The sequence below is a fragment of the Micromonospora sp. CNZ280 genome (genome assembly GCF_011759515.1).
Genome location: NZ_JAAOYP010000003.1, coordinates 813,846 through 830,185 on the forward strand (window position 1 = coordinate 813,846; position 16,340 = coordinate 830,185).

Consider the following 16,340-nt stretch of genomic DNA (forward strand, 5'->3'; position numbering starts at 1 on the left):
GGACCGGCCGATGGTGGCCGTCCGCGGCCTGCAGAAGTGGTTCGGCCCGCTGCACGTGCTCAAGGACGTCGACCTGACCGTGGCCGCCGGCGAGGTGGTGGTCGTGATCGGCCCGTCCGGTTCCGGCAAGTCGACGCTCTGCCGCTGCCTCAACCGCCTCGAGGTCGCCGGCGAGGGCAGCATCGAGATCGACGGCGAACCGCTGCCGGCCGAGGGGCGCAAACTCGCCCGGCTGCGTGCCGACGTCGGCATGGTCTTCCAGTCGTTCAACCTGTTCGGCCACCGGACCGTGCTGGACAACGTCACGCTCGGCCCGGTACGCGTCCGCCGGGTGCCCAGGGCCGAGGCGCGCGAGCAGGCGCTGGCCCTGCTCGACCGGGTCGGCATCGCCGACAAGGCCGACCACTACCCGGCGCAGCTCTCCGGCGGGCAGCAACAGCGGGCGGCGATCGCCCGGGCGCTGGCCATGCGGCCTAAGGTGCTGCTCTTCGACGAGCCGACCTCGGCCCTGGACCCGGAGATGGTCAACGAGGTCCTGGACGTGATGGTCTCCCTCGCCGCGGAGGGGATGACCATGATCGTGGTGACCCACGAGATGGGTTTCGCCCGCCGCGCCGCGGACCGGGTCGTCTTCATGGACGACGGCCGGATCGTCGAGTCCGGCACCCCCGACGAGTTCTTCGCCGCCCCCAGCACCGAGCGGGCGCGCGACTTCCTCTCCAAGATCCTCCAGCACTGACCCCCGAGGAGGGTGGCATGTCGTTTCTTCACACGAGCTTCACGCGACGCCGCGCGCTGACCGTGGCCGCGACGGCGGTGACCGTCGCGCTCGCCGCCGCCGGCTGCGGCGACGGCGGCTCCGCCCCGACCCTGCCCGGCAAGTCCGGCGGCGAGAAGGTGGCCCAGTCGGTGTTCGACGCCGCCCCGGTGGCGTCCGACGCCGAGATCCCGGCCGGCTCCACCATGGACATGATCCGCAAGCGCGGCTACCTAAACGTCGGCGGCTCGCTGGACGCCCCGCTGCTGTCCCAGCAGAACCCGGTGACCGGCGAGATCGAGGGCTTCGACGCCGACATGGCCAAGCTGCTGGCCAAGTACATCATCGGCAAGCCCGAGGTGAAGACGGTGACCATCGGCACCCAGACCCGGGAGGCGATGCTCCAGGCGAAGTCGGTCGACGCGGTCTTCCAGACCTACACGATCACACCGCAGCGGGCCACCCAGGTCGCCTTCGCCGGGCCGTACCTGACCTCCGGCCTGGCCGTGGCGGTCCGCAAGGACGAGACCGGCATCAAGGGCGTCCAGGACCTGGCCGGCAAGACCGTCATCGTCGGCGCGAACACCCCGGCGGTCACCGCGCTGCCCACCGCCGCTCCCGGGTCGAAGCAGGTCGCCTTCGCCACCGACCCGCAGGCCGTGCAGGCGCTGCTGCAGAAGCGCGGCGACGCGTACGTGCAGGACTTCACCCTGCTCGCCTCGGGCGCCAAGGCGAACCCGGGGATGAAGGTGGTCGGCGAGCCGTTCACCACCGAGGCGTACGGCATCGGCCTGAACCGGGAGGACGCCCAGTTCAAGGAGTTCGTCAACAACTGGCTCAGGAAGATCCAGGCGGACGGCACCTGGGCCAAGGTCTGGCAGAGCACCCTCGGCTCGGTGGTGGAGGGTGGCACCCCGACCCCGCCGGCGATCGGCTCCGTCGAAGGTTCCTGAGGACCCCCACCCGCCATGGACGCCCTCACCGCCCACCTCGACGAACTCGGCCACGGGTTGGTCACGACGGTCCAGCTGACCGTCGTGACCACCCTCGGCGCGCTGCTGCTCGGCGTCGTCGTGGCGACCCTGCGGGTCTGCCCGGTGCCGCTGCTGCGCACCGTCGGCATGGTCTACGTCGAGGTGTTGCAGAACCTGCCGCTGCTGGCCCTGCTGGTGCTCTTCGTCTTCGCGCTGCCCACGATCGGCATCACGTTCCCGCTGTTCACCTCGGCGGCCATCGTGCTCGCCGCCTACGAGGGGGCGTACCTGGCCGAGGCGATCCGCGCCGGGATCAACACGGTGGGGGTGGGGCAGGCCGAGGCGGCCCGCGCCATCGGGCTCACCTTCAGCCAGTCCCTGCGGTACGTCATCCTGCCGCAGGGACTGCGCGCGGTGATCCAGCCGATGGGCAACATCTGCATCGCGCTGCTGATGAACACCTCGCTGGCCGCCGCGGTCGGGGTGGTCGAGCTGACCCAGGCCGCCAACAACGTCAACCTCGTCGAGGCCCAGCCGATCGCCGTCTTCACCGGCGCCGGCCTGGCCTACATGCTGCTGGCGCTGCTGATCGGTCGGATCACCGGCACGCTGGAACGAAGGTTGGCGATCGTCCGATGAGCCCGAACCAGCAGATCCTCTTCGACGTGCCGGGCCCGCGCGCCCAGCGCCGGATCCGGATCGCCACCGTGCTGGGCGCGCTCGCCGTCCTCGGCGGGCTCGCCTGGGCGGTGCACCGGTTCGCCAGCTACGGCGAACTCGCCGCCGACCGTTGGCAGCCGTTCACCACCTGGCCGATCTGGCGTTACCTGCTCGCCGCGCTCTGGAACACCCTGCTCGCCGCGGCGGCGACCGCCGTGCTCAGCTCCGTGCTCGGGCTGCTGCTCGCGCTCGGCCGGCTGTCGGCGCACCGCCCGGTACGGTGGCTGGCCGGCGGGTACGTGGAGGTCTTCCGGACCGTACCGGCGCTGCTGCTGATCTACGTGACGCTCTTCGCGCTCCCCCGGTACGGCCTGAACTTCCCGCTGTTCTGGAAGCTCGTGGTGCCGCTGGTGGTCTCCAACTCGGCGGCCTTCGCCGAGATCTTCCGGGCCGGCATCAAGGCGCTGGACCGGGGCCAGACCGAGGCCGGCCTGGCCATCGGGTTGCGCCGGGGCCAGGTGATGCGGCTGGTCGTCCTGCCGCAGGCTCTGCTCCAGCTCACCCCCTCCCTGGTCAGCCAGCTGGTCGGGCTGCTCAAGGACACCTCGCTCGGTTTCGTGGTCAGCTACACCGAGCTGCTCTACAGCGGTCAGGTGCTCGCCTCGTACACCAACCTGCTGATCCAGACGTTCCTGGTGGTGGCGCTGATCTACCTGGTGGTCAACGCCTCGCTGTCGAAGTTCGCCCGCGTCCTGCAGGCCCGCAACGGGCGGTTCACCGCCCGCGGCCGGTCGGCCGGACCGGACCCGGCCGTGCTCACCCGAGGGGGTAACCGGTGACCGACCGCCCGTACGCCGAACTGGCCCGGGTGACCCGCAACGGCTTCGTGGAGAGCCGGCACCACGGCAGCGTCGTGGTGCTCGACCCGACCGGCGCCGTCGCGCTGCGCGCCGGCGTACCCGACGAGCCGGTGCTGCCCCGCTCCACCCTCAAGCCGGCGCAGGCGCTGGCCTGCCTGACCGCCACGGCGGCCGCCGATTCCCCGCTGGCCGGGGTGCTGGCCGGGCCGGCGCTGGCCATCGCCGCCGGCAGCCACACCGGCGACGACCGGCACGTGGCAGTGGTACGCGACCTGCTGACCGCCGCCGGGCTGACCGAGGACGCGCTCGGTTGCCCGGTCGACTGGCCGGAGGACGAGGCCACCCGGGAGCGGCTGATCCGTACCGGCGAGCGGCGCAGCCGGATCCGGATGAACTGCTCGGGCAAGCACGCCGCCATGCTGGTCGCCGCCGTCGCCCGGGGCTGGTCGACGCCCGACTACCTCGACCCGGCGCACCCGGTGCAGCGGGAGATCGCCGCCGCCGTGGCGCGGCTGGCCGGCACCCCGGTCAGCACCGTGGCGGTGGACGGCTGCGGCGCGCCGCTGTTCGGCCTGCCGCTGACCGGGCTGGCCCGCACCTTCCAGGCGCTCGCCACGGCTGAGCCGGGCAGCGCCGAGGCGCGGGTGGCCGAGGCGATGCGCCGCCATCCGGAACACGTCGGGGGGTGGCACGGCCACCCGAACACCGACCTCATGCGGGCGCTGCCCGGGGTGCTCGCCAAGGGCGGCGCCGAGGGCGTGCTGGGGGTGGCGACCCCCGACGGGTACGCGGTCGCCGTGAAGGCGATCGACGGCAGCCCCCGGGCCACCACCGTGATCGCGCTCGCCGCGCTGGCCGAGGCCGGCGCGGCGGTCGACGGCGCCCCGGAGCTGCGCCGGGTGCCGGTGCTCGGCGGGGGCGAGCCGGTGGGCGCCGTCACCGCCGCCATCGACTGGACCGCGGGACCGGCCCGCACGGAGAAAGAAGACTGATGACGACATTCGAGATCTGCATCGACAGCGTCGAGGGGGCGATCGCCGCCGAGGCGGCCGGCGCCGACCGGGTGGAGCTCTGCTCCGCGCTGTTCGACGGCGGGCTGACCCCCAGCATCGGCACCATCGAGACCGCGCTGCGCAGCGTGGACCGGATCCGGGTGCACGTCATCGTCCGCCCCCGGGCCGGTGACTTCATCTACTCGCCGGCCGAGGTCGACGCGATGGTGCGCGACGTGCAGGCCGCCGTGGCGGCCGGCGCGCACGGCGTGGTGATCGGGGCGCTGACCCCGGCGGGGGACGTGGACCTTCCCACCACCCGCAAGCTGATCGAGGCGGCCGGCGACGTCAGCATCACCTTCCACCGGGCGTTCGACATGGTCCGGGATCCGTTCCAGGCCCTGGAGCAGCTCGTCGAGCTGGGCGTGGACCGGGTGCTGACCTCGGGCCAGGAGGTGAGCGTGCTGGAGGGTGCGCCGCTCATCGCCGAGCTGGTCCGCCGGGCCGGCGACCGCATCGTGATCATGCCGGGTGGCGGCATCACCCCACGCAACATCGCCCGGATCATCGAGGCCACCGGCGCCCGGGAATACCACTTCGCGGCGCTGGTCAGCTCGGACAGCCCCGCGGTGCACCGCAACCCCCGGCCGCTGATGGGCGGCACCCTGAACCGGCCCGAGTACGAGCGCTCCGGCACCTCCGGCGAGCTGGTCGGCCAGGTGCTGGCCGCGGCCCGCGGCTGACCGCCCGGCCACCGAAGGCCTTACTGGACGATCCGGCGGGGAGGCGCCCCCGCCGGATCGTCGTCTTCCGCCGAGTGGCGCCGGCGCGTTCGACGCCAGCCCCCACCGGGCAGGACGGCCCGACGCGCCGGCGACGAGACCGGACGCAGCCGGCGTCCCGGTCAGCGACCGGTGGCGCCGGCGGGCGCGATCTCGGCCGGCCGGTCACCGGCGAGCGCGATGGACCGGGCGTGCCGGATGGCGCTGGGGGTGTCCGGGAAGACCAACCCGTCGCGACGCAGCTGGTCGGCCACCCCGAGGGCGGCCAGCACCTGGTCGTGGCCGGGCGCGATCCCGGAGAGCAGCACCGTGATGCCGCGCCCCTGCAACCGGACGATGGCGTCGCCGAGGACCTGTGCGCCGGTGGCGTCGATGGTGGAGACCCGGGACATCCGCAGGATGACCACCCGCACGTCGGCGACGTCGGAGAGCTGGAGGAGGAAGTTGTGCGCCGCCGCGAAGAACAGCGGCCCGTCCAGCCGGTAGGCGACGATGTGGTCGGCGAGCAGCGCGTGCTCCTCGGCGCTGTGCTCACCCCGGTCGAGCGGCACCTGCTCCACCCGGGCCGTGCGGGCCACCGCCCGCAGGGCGATCACCACGGCCACGCCCACGCCGACCGCGACGGCGGTGACCAGGTCGAGCGCCACGGTGACGGTGAAGGTGAGCACGAGCACCAGCGCGTCGCCCCGGGTGGCCCGGGCCAGCGCCCGCAACGAACCCGCCTCGACCATCCGCACCGTGGTGGCCAGCAGGACGCCGGCCAGCGCGGCCAGCGGAATGCGGCCGACCAGCGGGGCGGCGGCCAGCACGATGGCGGCGAGCGCGACGGCGTGGGTGAGGGAGGCCAGCTTCGAACTCGCGCCGGCGCGCACGTTCACCGCGGTCCGGGCGATGGCGGCGGTCGCCGGGATCCCGCCGAACACCGGGGCGGCCAGGTTGGCCAGGCCCTGGCCGAACAGCTCCCGGTCGGGGTCGTGGCGTTCGCCGACCGTCATGCCGTCCGCGACGGTGGCGGAGAGCAGGCTCTCCAGCGCGGCCAGCGCCGCCACCGCCAGCGCGGAGGGCAGCAGCACCCCGACGGCGGCCGGGTCGAGGAAGCTCAGCGACGGTGCCGGCAGTCCGCCGGGCAGCGCGCCGATCCGGGCCAGCTCGACCGGGACGGTCTCCGCCAGCACGGTGGCCAGCGCCACCCCGATCAGCGAGAACGGCAGGCCGGGACGCCACCGGGCGCCGAGCAGCATGAGCGCGGCGACACCGAGGGCCACCGCGATCGGCGCCGGAGCGGGGTGCGCCGCGAACCGGACCACCGCGTCGGCGGCGACCGCCCAGACCCGTTCCCCGTGCGCGTCGGCCACCCCGAGCGCGGCCGGCACCTGTTGCAGCGCGATGACCACCGCGATTCCCGCGGTGAACCCCTCGATGACCGGGACCGGCAGGTAGCGGACGTACCGGCCGAGGCGGGCCAGCGCCAGCGCGATCAGCACCAGCCCGGCCATCGCACCGACCATCAGCACGCCGGTGGCGCCGAACCGCTGCACCACCGGCACCAGCACCACGGTCATCGCCCCGGTGGGGCCGGAGACCTGGAGGTTGGAACCGCCGAAGACGGCGGCGACCGCACCGGCGACCACCGCGGTCACCAGGCCGGCCTGCGCGCCCAGGCCGGAGGTGACGCCGAAGGCCAGGGCCAGCGGCAACGCCACCACGGCCACGGTGACCCCGGCCAGCAGGTCCCGCCGGGGCGAGCGACGCACCGCCCGCCAGTCGGCGGGTTGCGGCAGCAGGCCGAGCAGGCGGTCGCGGACCTGGGCGAGCGCGGCGGTCACCGGGCGGACCCGTCGGCCCGCAGTTCGCCGAGCAGCCCGTCGCGGTCGGTGAGGACCGCACCGAGGATCCGCCGCCCGGCGGCGAGCAGGTCGGCCACGTCCGGGGTGCTGAGCCCGTACATGACCAGGGAGCCGTCCCGCCAGCTGCTGACCATGCCGGCGCGGCGCAGCACGGCGAGCTGCTGGGAGAGGTTGGACGCCTCGACGTCGATGGCCGCGAGCAGGTCGCGGACCGGCTTCGGCCCGTCCTGGAGCAGTTCCAACACCCGGATCCGCACCGGATGCCCGAGCGTGCGGAACAGCTCGGCCTTCGCCTGGTACAGCGGCACTGACACGCCGTCGCCTCCCCCTGCCGCCCGGCCATCCGCCGCGCAACCATGAAGACTTTAGCACTTGCAGAATTGTTCAAGTCGATCCCACGGTCCTGCCGGAAGGGCCCGGCGGACCGTTCCCGGCAGGCTCCGCAAGGGGCCGTCAGCGGTCGTTGACGCAGCGCAGCACCGGGCGGGTGGTCAGGGCCACCGGGTCCAGCGGCACCGGTGACCGGACGGTGAACGTCGCCGACTCGCCCGGCAGCAGGGTGACCAACGCCTCGTCCACGGTCGCTGCGGGGTCGAGCCGGTCCGGGAAGAGACTGACGTCACGCAGCACCGTCGCGGCGGTGACCCGGACCCGCTGCCCGCCGTCCGCCGGCTCGACCAGCGCGTCCCACCGCGCCGCCGGCCAGCGGACGTCGCGGTCCTCGGCGAAGAACCAGAGCGCCCGGCCGGCCGACTCGCCCGCCTCGGCGACCAGCAGCTCGGCGCGGGCGTCGTCCGGCCGCGCCAGCTCCGCCGGCAGCGCCAGCGTCACCGAGTCGTACGCCGGCACGGCCAGCTCGAGCGTCGTCTTCGCCCGCGGCTCCCCGGTCAGGGTCAGCCGGGTCACCGACACCGCCGCCCGCCACGGCGACCCGCCGTCGTTGACCGCGACCAGGGTCAGCCCGCCGTCGCGGGGCTGGACGGTCAGCAACCGGTCGGCGTACGCGCGGCGCAGCGCGTACCAGAGCGGCTTGCGCCGGCCGTCGCCGTCCACCGCCGACCAGGAGGTCACCGGCCAGCAGTCGTTGAGCTGCCAGACGATGGTGCCCATGCAGACCGGCCGCAGCGACCGGAAGTGCTCCACCCCGACCGCGATCGCCCGCGCCTGGTTGAGCTGGGTGAGCCAGTGCCAGTCGGCGAAGTCACGCGGCTCGGGCAGGTGCGCCGCCAGCCCGCGGCGGAGCTTCCGGTCGCCGTCGGTCGCCTTCTGGTGGTGCGCCATGCCCGGCGAGTCGGGGGCGAGCGGGTCGTCGGAGAGCGCCCGGCGCAGCGTCGCGTACGCCGGCGGCCCCTGGTAGCCGAACTCGGCGACGAACCGGGGCGTGTACTCCCGGTACCTCAGGTAGTCGTCGGTGTTCCAGACGTCCCAGATGTGCGTGGTGCCGTGCGCCGGGTCGTTCGGGTGGATCTCCTCGCTGCCCGACCACGGGCTGCCCGGCCAGTACGGCCGGGTCGGGTCCAGCTCGGCGACGATCCGGGGCAGCAGGTCGAGGTAGTAGCCACGGCCCCAGGTCCGCCCGGCGAGCGGCTCCCGCCAGTCCCAGTCGTGCCAGCCCCAGAGGTTCTCGTTGTTGCCGGTCCAGAGCACCAGCGACGGATGGCCGGCCAGCCGGGTGACCTGCTCCCGCGCCTCCGCCTCGACCTCGGTCCGGAACGGCTCCTCCTCCGGGTACGCCGCGCAGGCGAAGAGGAAGTCCTGCTGCACCAGCAGCCCCAGCGAGTCGGCCAGGTCGTAGAAGTCCGCCGACTCGTACCGGCCGCCGCCCCAGATCCGCAGCAGGTTGACGTTGGCGTCGGCGGCCTGCCGCAGCCGCTCCGCGAGCCGCTGTCGGGTGATCCGGCTCGGGAACGGGTCGTCCGGGATCCAGTTGACGCCGCGGACGAAGATCGGGATGTCGTTGACCGACAGGGTGAACGGCGAGCCGTCCGCGTCGGGCGCGGTGTCCAGGTGGACCGAGCGGAAGCCGATCCGCCGCGACCAGGTGTCCAGCGTCCGCCCGTCCGGGCCGCGCAGGGTCACCTCCAGCGGGTGGCGGTGCGGCTCGCCGTACCCCCGGGGCCACCAGCGGGCGGGCTCGCGGACGGCGAGGGTCAGCACGGCCGTGCGCTCCCCCGGCGCGATGGTGGCCGTGCCGGCGGCGCCGGCCACGGCGGCGTGCACGGTGACCGGCACCGCGGCGACGCGCTCCACCTCGACGTGCAGCTCCACCCGCCCGTCGGCTCCGTCGACGGTCACCAGCGGCCGGACGGTCGCCAGCCGCGCGGTCGACCAGGCGTGCAGCCCGATCTCCTGCCAGATGCCGGCGGTCACCAGGGTCGGGCCCCAGTCCCAGCCGAAGTTGCAGGCCATCTTCCGGATGAAGTGGAACGGCTCGGGGTAGGCGTTCGGGCGGTCGCCGAGCCGGTCCCGGTACGCCTCGGCGTAGCGGTAGGCGGAGTCGAACCGGACGGTCAGCGTGTTGGCTCCGGGGCGCAGCGCCGTCCGCACGTCGAACCGGTAGCCGCGGTGCATGTTCTCGGTGCGGCCCACCTCGACGCCGTTGAGGCGCACCGTGGCGACCGTGTCCAGGCCGGCGCAGACCAGGTCGACCCGGTCCGCGCCGCCCGGCTCGTGGTCGAAGGTCGTCTCGTACACCCAGTCGGTGCGGCCGATCCAGGTCAACGCGCGCTCGTTGTCGTCGAGGAACGGGTCGGGGATCAACCCGGCGGCGAGCAGGTCGGTGTGCACGCAACCGGGCACGGTGGCCGGCACCGTCCGGCCGGCGATCCCCGCCGGCACCCGCGGTCCGGGCACCGCCCGCAGGGTCCAGCCCTCGTGCAACGGGGTCACGACTTCACCGCGCCTTCCATGATCCCGCGGACGATCTGGCGTCCGCCGACGAACAACATGACCAACAGGGGTACGGTCGCCACGAAGGCGCCGGCGAGCACCCGGCGGTAGATGACGTACGTCCCGCTGGCCAGGTCGGAGACAGCCACCATCGACGTCGGGTAGTCGGTGCCGCTGAGGGTGATCAGCGGCCACTGGAAATCGTTCCAGGTGGCCACGAAGGTGAGCAGGCCGAGCACCGCCAGGGCCGGCCGGATCGCGGGCAGCACCACGGTGCGGTAGATCCGCATGGTGCTGGCGCCGTCCATCCGGGCCGCCTCCACCAGCTCGTCCGGGACGGCGTTGACGATGAACTGCCGCATGTAGAACACGCCGAACGCGGTCACCAGGCCGGGCGCGATGACGGCGAGCAGGGTGCCGTTCCAGCCCAGCTCGCCCATCACGATGTAGAGCGCGACCACCGCGAGCTGGTTGGGCACGGTGAGGGTGAGCACCACGAAGAGCATCAGCCACCGGCTGCCGGCGAACCGCAGCTTGGCGAAGGCGAACCCGGCCAGCGAGCAGAAGAAGAGCACCGACGCGGTCACCACGCTGCTGACGATCACGCTGTTCACCAGCGACGCGGCGAAGTAGACGTCCTGCAGGGAGAAGACCTCCCGCAGGTTCACCGCGAACCGGTCGCCGGGCACCACCGCGGGCGGGATCTTCGCCAGCGCCTCGTCCGTGCTGGTGGCGATGACGAACATCCAGTAGAGCGGGAACGCCGAGAACAGGATGGTCGCCGCCAGCAGCAGGTACGTGCCGACACCGGCCGGGGTGTCCTGCGGCGCGCGGCCGGCCGCGGCCGGCCGGCGGCGCGGGGCCGGGACGCGGGCCGCACTCCGCGCGCTCATCGGTGGCCCCCGGAGAGCCGGCGGGTCAGCAGGGTGTTGATGCCGGCCACCAGCAGGATGATCAGGAAGAGCGCCCAGCTCATCGCCGCCGCGTAGCCCAGGTCGAGGTCCTTCCAGCCGACCTTGTAGATCAGCTGCGCGATGGTCTGCCACTCGCCGTCCGGGCCGCCGGTGGCGGCCTGCGCGTTCAGGTCGAACAGCATCGGCTCGGTGAAGAGCTGGAGCCCGCCGATGGTGGAGAGCACCACGGTGAAGACGACCACCGGCTGGATCATCGGCACGGTTACCCGCCACAGCTGGCGCCACGGGCCGGCGCCGTCGAGCGCCGACGCCTCGTAGACGTCGCGCGGGATGGACTGCATCGCGGCCAGGTAGAGCAGCGCGTTGTAGCCGATCCACTTCCAGTTGACCATCGTGGCGATGGCGATCCAGGCGTGCGGCTTGTCCGCCCGCCAGTCGATCGGGTCGTCCGCGCCGCCGATGCCGAACAGCCCGAGCACCCAGTTGGCGATGCCGAAGTCGCGGGAGAAGAAGACGCTGAACACCATGGTCGAGGCAACGATCGGGGTGACGTACGGCAGCAGCACCCCGACCCGCCACCAGGTCTGCGCCCGCAGCCGGCGGTTGAGCAGCGCGGCGACGACCAGGGCCAGCAGCAGCTGCGGCACCGTGGACAGCAGGAAGATGCCGAAGGTGTTGTAGAGGGCGTTCCAGAAGTCCTCGTCGCCGCCGAGGCGGCGGAAGTTGGCGAGCCCGGCCCAGTGCGGCAGCGTCGGGTCGTCGAGCTGGTAGTTGCGCAGCGCCACGACGCCGTTGAAGACCAGCGGGAAGAGCCCGAAGACTCCGAACAGCAGGAAGAACGGCGCGATCATCAGGTACGGCATGGCGCGCAGGTCGAAGCGGTGCAGCCGGTCACGCCACGCGGGCCGGCGGGCGGCGGTCGCGGGGTCGCCACGCCGGGGCCGGGCGGCGCGGCCCGGCGGCGCGGGCGCGGCACGGTTGCTGGACATCGGGACCCTCCAGGGCCGGAAGAGCGGGGGGTACGGGCGGCTGCCCGGAACGGACGCCCGAGGCGGGACGGCTCCGCGGGGTGGGGCGCCGGTCCGGGTGGGGAGACGCCGGCGGCGGGGCGGGTCGACGGCGACCCGCCCCGGCCGGTCAGGACTTGGCGGCCTTCTCGGCCTCCTTGACCGCCTCCGCCCAGGCGGCGTCGGGGGCCAGCGTCCGGTTCTGCACCCGGTTGATGACGTTCTCCACCGCCACCCGGGTAGGCCCGTTCTTCCGGCCGAGGTACTGCGGGGTGAGCCCCTGCGCCATCGTCGGGAAGATCTGGCCGACCGGTGCGTCGTTGAAGAACGGGTTCGTGAAGTCGGCGATCGCCGGGTCGGCGTAGAGCGCCGGCTGCGAGGGCAGGTTGCCGACCTTCTTGAAGACCTCGATCTGCTGCTCGGGCTGGATCAGCCACTCCAGCAGCCGGTACGCCTCGTCGACGTGCCTGCTCTGCTTGGGGATGGTCAGGAACGAGCCTCCCCAGTTGCCACCACCGCCGGGGACCGCGGCGATGTCCCACTTGCCCGCGGTGCCGGGGGCGGTGTCCCTGATGTGGCCGAGCATCCAGGCGGGGCAGGCGAGCACCGCGAAGGCGCCGCTGGTGAAGCCCTTGTCCCAGTCCGCCTGGAAGCTGGCCAGGTTGGCCGAGAGGCCGGCCTGGATGGCCCGGACCGTGTAGTCGAAGGCGACCTTCGGGCCACCGTCCATCCGGAGCTGGTCGCTGGTGTCGTAGAAGCCGACCGGTTGCTGGCCGAGGATCGGGTTGAACAGGTTGCTGCCCGCGTCGATGAACTTCTTGTTGGTCTTGGCCGTGTACTCCTGCCCGACCTCGATGAACCGGTCCCAGGTGGGCCAGAGGGCGGAGACCCGGTCGCGCTCGGTGGGCAGCCCGGCGGCGGCGAACAGGTCGGTGCGGTAGCACATCGCCAGCCCGCCGACGTCGGTGCCGAGGCCGATCTGGGTGCCGCCGTCCGCGGAGAGCGACTGCTTCCACTTCCACGGCAGGTAGCGGCTCTCGTACTGGCCGGCGCCCTTGTCGAGGAGGTTGACGAACTTGTCGGCCTGGCTGCGGAACTGGACCATGAAGCCCTCGTCGATCGCCGCGATGTCCGCCGCGCCGGACCCGGCGACGAGCTTCTTCTGCAGGTCCTCGTGCTGGGCGTTGTACTCGCCCGAGTTGAGCTGAATCTTGACGTTCGGGTTCGCCGCCTCGTACTTCGCCTTGAGGTCCTGGAGCCCGAAGTCGCCCCAGAAGTTGATCTTCAGGGTCACCGTGCCGCCGTCGGCGGAGTCACTGCCGCCGCGCCCGCTACAGGCCGCGACCATGATCAGGCTGACCGTGCCCACGGCGAGCGCGCGGGCACACCGGTTCCAGGACCGTCTCATCTCACCCTCCGCAAACTGGAAACGCTCCCGCAGATCGAGAGACGTTGACTTAACCGGATAAGTGAAGGACACCGTACGATCAGGTTGCGACAGTGTCAACGATCGATCACAGGGAAGCTGATCCGGCCCCGGCCGAGGGCCTGGGAGCGCGACCATCCGTGCTCTCGGGGATCGGCCGCTCCAGGCCGGCTGCCGCCGGCCGCCCCTATCCGCTGCGGGCAGCACTCACTTAACCGTAAAAGTCAGCACTGCTCCGGACCGGCCGGGTCGGCGTGGCAGCGAGCGTCGGCCGGGTGCAGTACCGTGATCTCCGCCGGCCGCCCGGCGGGTGCCTCCCGTGGCGGACGGACGCCCGGTCCCGCCACCGGGCGGGCAGGGAGCGGGCCGTCCCGCCGCGGGGCGGGAGGGAGGAGGAGCACGCCGGTGAAGCGGCCGACCATCGCCGACGTCGCCCGACGAGCCGGGGTCTCCAAGGGCGCGGTGTCGTACGCGCTGAACGGCCAGCCCGGCGTCTCAGCGGCCACCCGCCAGCGGATCCTCGCCATCGCCGCCGAGATGGGCTTCAGCCCGAGCAGCGCGGCCCGGGCACTCTCCGGAGCCAGCGCCGAGGCGGTCGGGCTGGCGCTGTGCCGCCCGGCCCGGACGCTGGGCATCGAGCCGTTCTTCATGGAGCTGATCAGCGGCGTCGAGGCGGAACTCGCCGCCCGGTCGTACGCCCTCACCCTCCAGGTGGTGGCCGACCCGGCGGCCGAGATCGCGGTCTACCGGCGCTGGTGGGGTGAGCGCCGGGTCGACGGCGTGCTCGTCTGCGACCTGCGCGCCGACGACCGGCGGGTGCCCGTGCTGGAGGAGCTCGGCCTGCCGGCGGTGGTGATCGGCGGCCCGGGCGGCACCGGCCGGCTGGCCAGCGTCTGGTCCGACGACGCGGCCGCGCTGGTGGAGACGGTGGAATACCTGGTCGCGCTCGGGCACCGGCGGATCGCCCGGGTCGGCGGCCTGCCCGACCTGCTGCACACCGAGATCCGCACCGAGGCGTTCGACCGGGCGTGCCGGCGGCTCGGGCTGGCCGACGCGGTCACCGTGCCGTCGGACTACACCGGCGAGGAGGGCGCGCGGGCCACCCGCAGGCTGCTCAGCTCCGCCGCCCGGCCGACCGCGGTGATCTACGACAACGACGTGATGGCGATCGCCGGCCTGTCGGTGGCCCAGGAGATGGGGCTCGTGGTCCCCGCCGACCTGTCCATCGTGGCCTGGGACGACTCGCCTCTCTGTCAGCTGGTGCACCCGCCGCTGACCGCGCTCAGCCGGGACATCCCGGCCTACGGCGCGCACGCCGCCCGGCAGCTGCTGGCGGTGATCGGCGGCGCCGACCCGGCCGGGCTGCAGGACGAGACGGCACACCTCACCCCGCGCGGCAGCACCGCACCGCCGCGGAGCGGCTGAACCGGCACCGGTCGCGCCTCAGCGAAACGCGGACGGGAACTCCTCGAAGTACGCCTCGACCCGCTCCGCGGTGGCCGGCCGGGCCAGCGCGAATCCCTGGCCGTACCGGCAGCCGGCCCGGCCCGCCCTGTCGACGTGGGCGGCCGACTCCAGCTCCTCGGCGACGATCTCCAGCCCCAGCCGGTCACCGACGTTCACCACCACGTCGATCAGGGGGCGCTCCGGGTCCGCCGGGTCGACCAGCTCCGGGCCGACCTTGAGCAGGTCGATCGGCAGCCGGCGCAGCTGGGCGAGCGAGGCGTGCTCGGCCCGGAAGTCGTCCAGGGCGGTCCGGATGCCGAGCGACCGCAACCCGGCCAGCCGGGCCACCACGGTCGGCAGCTCGGTGCCCACCCGCGGCTCGGCCACCTCGACCACCAGCCGGTCCGGCGGCACCCCGTACGCGTCGAGCACCGCCGCGGTGCGCGGCACGAAGTCCGGCGAGACCAGTTCGGGAACGCTGACGTTGATCGCCATCCAGAGGTCCCGGCCGCCGGTGGACCAGGCGGCGAGCTGGCGGCAGGCGCGCTCCAGCACCCAGCAGCCCACCTCGCCGACGAGGCCCAGGTCCTCGGCCACCGGCAGCAGCTCGGCCGGCAGCACCGTGCCGAAGACCGGGCTGCGCCAGCGCAGCAGCGCCTCCGCGCCCACCGGCAGCCGGTCGGCCAGCCCGACCACCGGCTGGTAGACCAGGTCCAGCTCGCCCCGGGCGAGCGCCCCCGGCAGCTCCCGCTCCAGGTCCAGCCGGCGGACCAGCTGCTCCTCCAGGTAGGCGTCGTACCACTCGACCCGGTCCCGGCCGAGCTGGACGGCCCGCCGCCGGGCGAGGTCGGCCTGGCGCAGCACGTCCTCCGGCCCGGATCCGGCGACCTCGGCCAGCCCGATGCTCGCCCGCAGCCGCAGCACCGCCCCGGGCACCCGGTAGGGCTCGGTGAGCGCGGCCAGCAGCCGGCTGCCCAGCGCGTACGCCAGGACCGGTCCCGCGGGGGTGAGCACGGCGAAGCCGGCACCGCTCGGCTCGGCGAGCAGGTCCCGGGGGCCGAGCACCGCGCGGGCCCGGCGGACCGCCTCGGTCAGCACGTCGGCGCGGACCGCGAACCCCGACCCCTCGGCGGCACCGGTCAGCTCGACGACCAGCAGCGCGCCGGCGGGTACGGGCGCGTCCCGCAGCGCGTCGAGGGCACGCACCAGGTCCGCCCTTTCGGCGGGCAGCGACGGGCGGGCCGCGGGCGGGTCGGCCGGGACCCGCCGCGCACCGAGCAGCCCGGGGAGCAGCAGCGGCGGCACCAGCGCGAACGCGAGCAGCACGGCCGTCGGGTCCGCCGCGCCGACGCGGAGCTGGTGCCCGGCGCCCAGCAGGGCCAGCCCGAGCACGCTGGACGCCCCGACCAGTTGGCAGCGCCCCACCCCGCCGTACCGGTGGGCCTCGGTCAGCGTGACGAGCGCCCAGGCGGTCGGCGCGCCGAGGGCCGCCGCCACGGCCAGTCGGGCCGGGCCGGTGAGCGGGTCGGGCAGCAGCAGCCAGGCGGCGAGAACCAGCGCCACCGCCGGGCCGGCCGCCTCCGTGGCGTGGCGCCGGAGGCGACCGGACGCCGCCGGATGGAGGACGTGGGAGGGGTACGGAAAAGGCACGGCGATCGCCTTCGTGAGGGGGCACGGGGCGGTGCGGGGCACTGACGGCGGCGCGGAGCCGAGTCCACCGTCCACCAGGGACGAACGACGGACGACCGGTCGGGTGACGGGCTCCGGACAGTGACCCACCTCACTA

14 protein-coding genes are annotated in these 16,340 nt (G+C 73.7%); 7 read left to right on the top strand and 7 right to left on the bottom strand.

Annotated elements, in window-relative coordinates; genetic code table 11:
* The first annotated feature begins 10 nt into the window (after positions 1-10).
* Genes FHX32_RS25510 through FHX32_RS25535 form a run of 6 tightly spaced genes read left to right on the top strand, consistent with a single transcriptional unit; the run spans position 11 to position 4,986 of the window.
* Positions 11-739 (top strand): amino acid ABC transporter ATP-binding protein, encoded by a 729-nt coding sequence (locus FHX32_RS25510; protein WP_167188244.1) that lies wholly within the window; start codon positions 11-13, stop codon positions 737-739.
* 17 nt (positions 740-756) lie between these two features.
* Positions 757-1,710: a glutamate ABC transporter substrate-binding protein gene (locus FHX32_RS25515; protein ID WP_167188247.1), complete on the top strand. Its 954-nt coding sequence runs from the start codon at positions 757-759 to the stop codon at positions 1,708-1,710.
* 15 nt (positions 1,711-1,725) lie between these two features.
* Positions 1,726-2,370 (top strand): amino acid ABC transporter permease, encoded by a 645-nt coding sequence (locus tag FHX32_RS25520; RefSeq protein WP_167188250.1) that lies wholly within the window; start codon positions 1,726-1,728, stop codon positions 2,368-2,370.
* Complete coding sequence (locus FHX32_RS25525; protein WP_167188253.1) at positions 2,367-3,230, top strand: amino acid ABC transporter permease; 864 nt, start codon at positions 2,367-2,369, stop codon at positions 3,228-3,230. The genes FHX32_RS25520 and FHX32_RS25525 overlap by 4 nt, the downstream gene beginning before the upstream one ends.
* The gene (locus FHX32_RS25530; protein WP_167188256.1) at positions 3,227-4,243 is read left to right on the top strand and encodes an asparaginase; all 1,017 of its coding nucleotides are present in this window, start codon (positions 3,227-3,229) and stop codon (positions 4,241-4,243) included. The genes FHX32_RS25525 and FHX32_RS25530 overlap by 4 nt, the downstream gene beginning before the upstream one ends.
* The gene (locus tag FHX32_RS25535; RefSeq protein ID WP_167188259.1) at positions 4,243-4,986 is read left to right on the top strand and encodes a copper homeostasis protein CutC; all 744 of its coding nucleotides are present in this window, start codon (positions 4,243-4,245) and stop codon (positions 4,984-4,986) included. Before FHX32_RS25530 ends, FHX32_RS25535 begins: the two co-directional genes overlap by 1 nt.
* Positions 4,987-5,147: 161 nt before the next feature.
* On the opposite strand, the gene FHX32_RS25540 is transcribed toward FHX32_RS25535, so the two are convergent.
* From FHX32_RS25540 to FHX32_RS25565, 6 genes are all read right to left on the bottom strand, one after another.
* Positions 5,148-6,851 (bottom strand): SulP family inorganic anion transporter, encoded by a 1,704-nt coding sequence (locus tag FHX32_RS25540; RefSeq protein WP_167188267.1) that lies wholly within the window; start codon positions 6,849-6,851, stop codon positions 5,148-5,150.
* On the bottom strand, positions 6,848-7,186 hold the full coding sequence (locus FHX32_RS25545) for a metalloregulator ArsR/SmtB family transcription factor (protein WP_167188271.1): 339 nt from the start codon (positions 7,184-7,186) through the stop codon (positions 6,848-6,850). Before FHX32_RS25545 ends, FHX32_RS25540 begins: the two co-directional genes overlap by 4 nt.
* Before the next feature lie 139 nt (positions 7,187-7,325).
* On the bottom strand, positions 7,326-9,761 hold the full coding sequence (locus FHX32_RS25550) for a glycoside hydrolase family 2 protein (protein ID WP_167188274.1): 2,436 nt from the start codon (positions 9,759-9,761) through the stop codon (positions 7,326-7,328).
* Positions 9,758-10,654, bottom strand: a complete 897-nt coding sequence (locus tag FHX32_RS25555) for a carbohydrate ABC transporter permease (protein WP_167188278.1) — start codon at positions 10,652-10,654, stop codon at positions 9,758-9,760. The genes FHX32_RS25550 and FHX32_RS25555 overlap by 4 nt, the downstream gene beginning before the upstream one ends.
* Positions 10,651-11,664, bottom strand: coding sequence for a carbohydrate ABC transporter permease (locus FHX32_RS25560; RefSeq protein WP_167188281.1), 1,014 nt, complete (start codon positions 11,662-11,664; stop codon positions 10,651-10,653). The genes FHX32_RS25555 and FHX32_RS25560 overlap by 4 nt, the downstream gene beginning before the upstream one ends.
* A 148-nt stretch (positions 11,665-11,812) precedes the next feature.
* Positions 11,813-13,090: an ABC transporter substrate-binding protein gene (locus tag FHX32_RS25565; RefSeq protein ID WP_167188284.1), complete on the bottom strand. Its 1,278-nt coding sequence runs from the start codon at positions 13,088-13,090 to the stop codon at positions 11,813-11,815.
* A gap of 423 nt (positions 13,091-13,513) precedes the next feature.
* Between FHX32_RS25565 and FHX32_RS25570 the strand changes: the two genes are divergently transcribed.
* A complete protein-coding gene (locus FHX32_RS25570; protein ID WP_167188287.1) occupies positions 13,514-14,533 on the top strand; it encodes a LacI family DNA-binding transcriptional regulator in 1,020 nt (339 codons plus the stop codon).
* An 18-nt stretch (positions 14,534-14,551) separates the two neighbouring features.
* Here FHX32_RS25570 and FHX32_RS25575 read toward each other — a convergent pair whose 3' ends face one another.
* The gene (locus FHX32_RS25575; RefSeq protein WP_486481315.1) at positions 14,552-16,204 is read right to left on the bottom strand and encodes a putative bifunctional diguanylate cyclase/phosphodiesterase; all 1,653 of its coding nucleotides are present in this window, start codon (positions 16,202-16,204) and stop codon (positions 14,552-14,554) included.
* Positions 16,205-16,340: the final 136 nt, after the last annotated feature.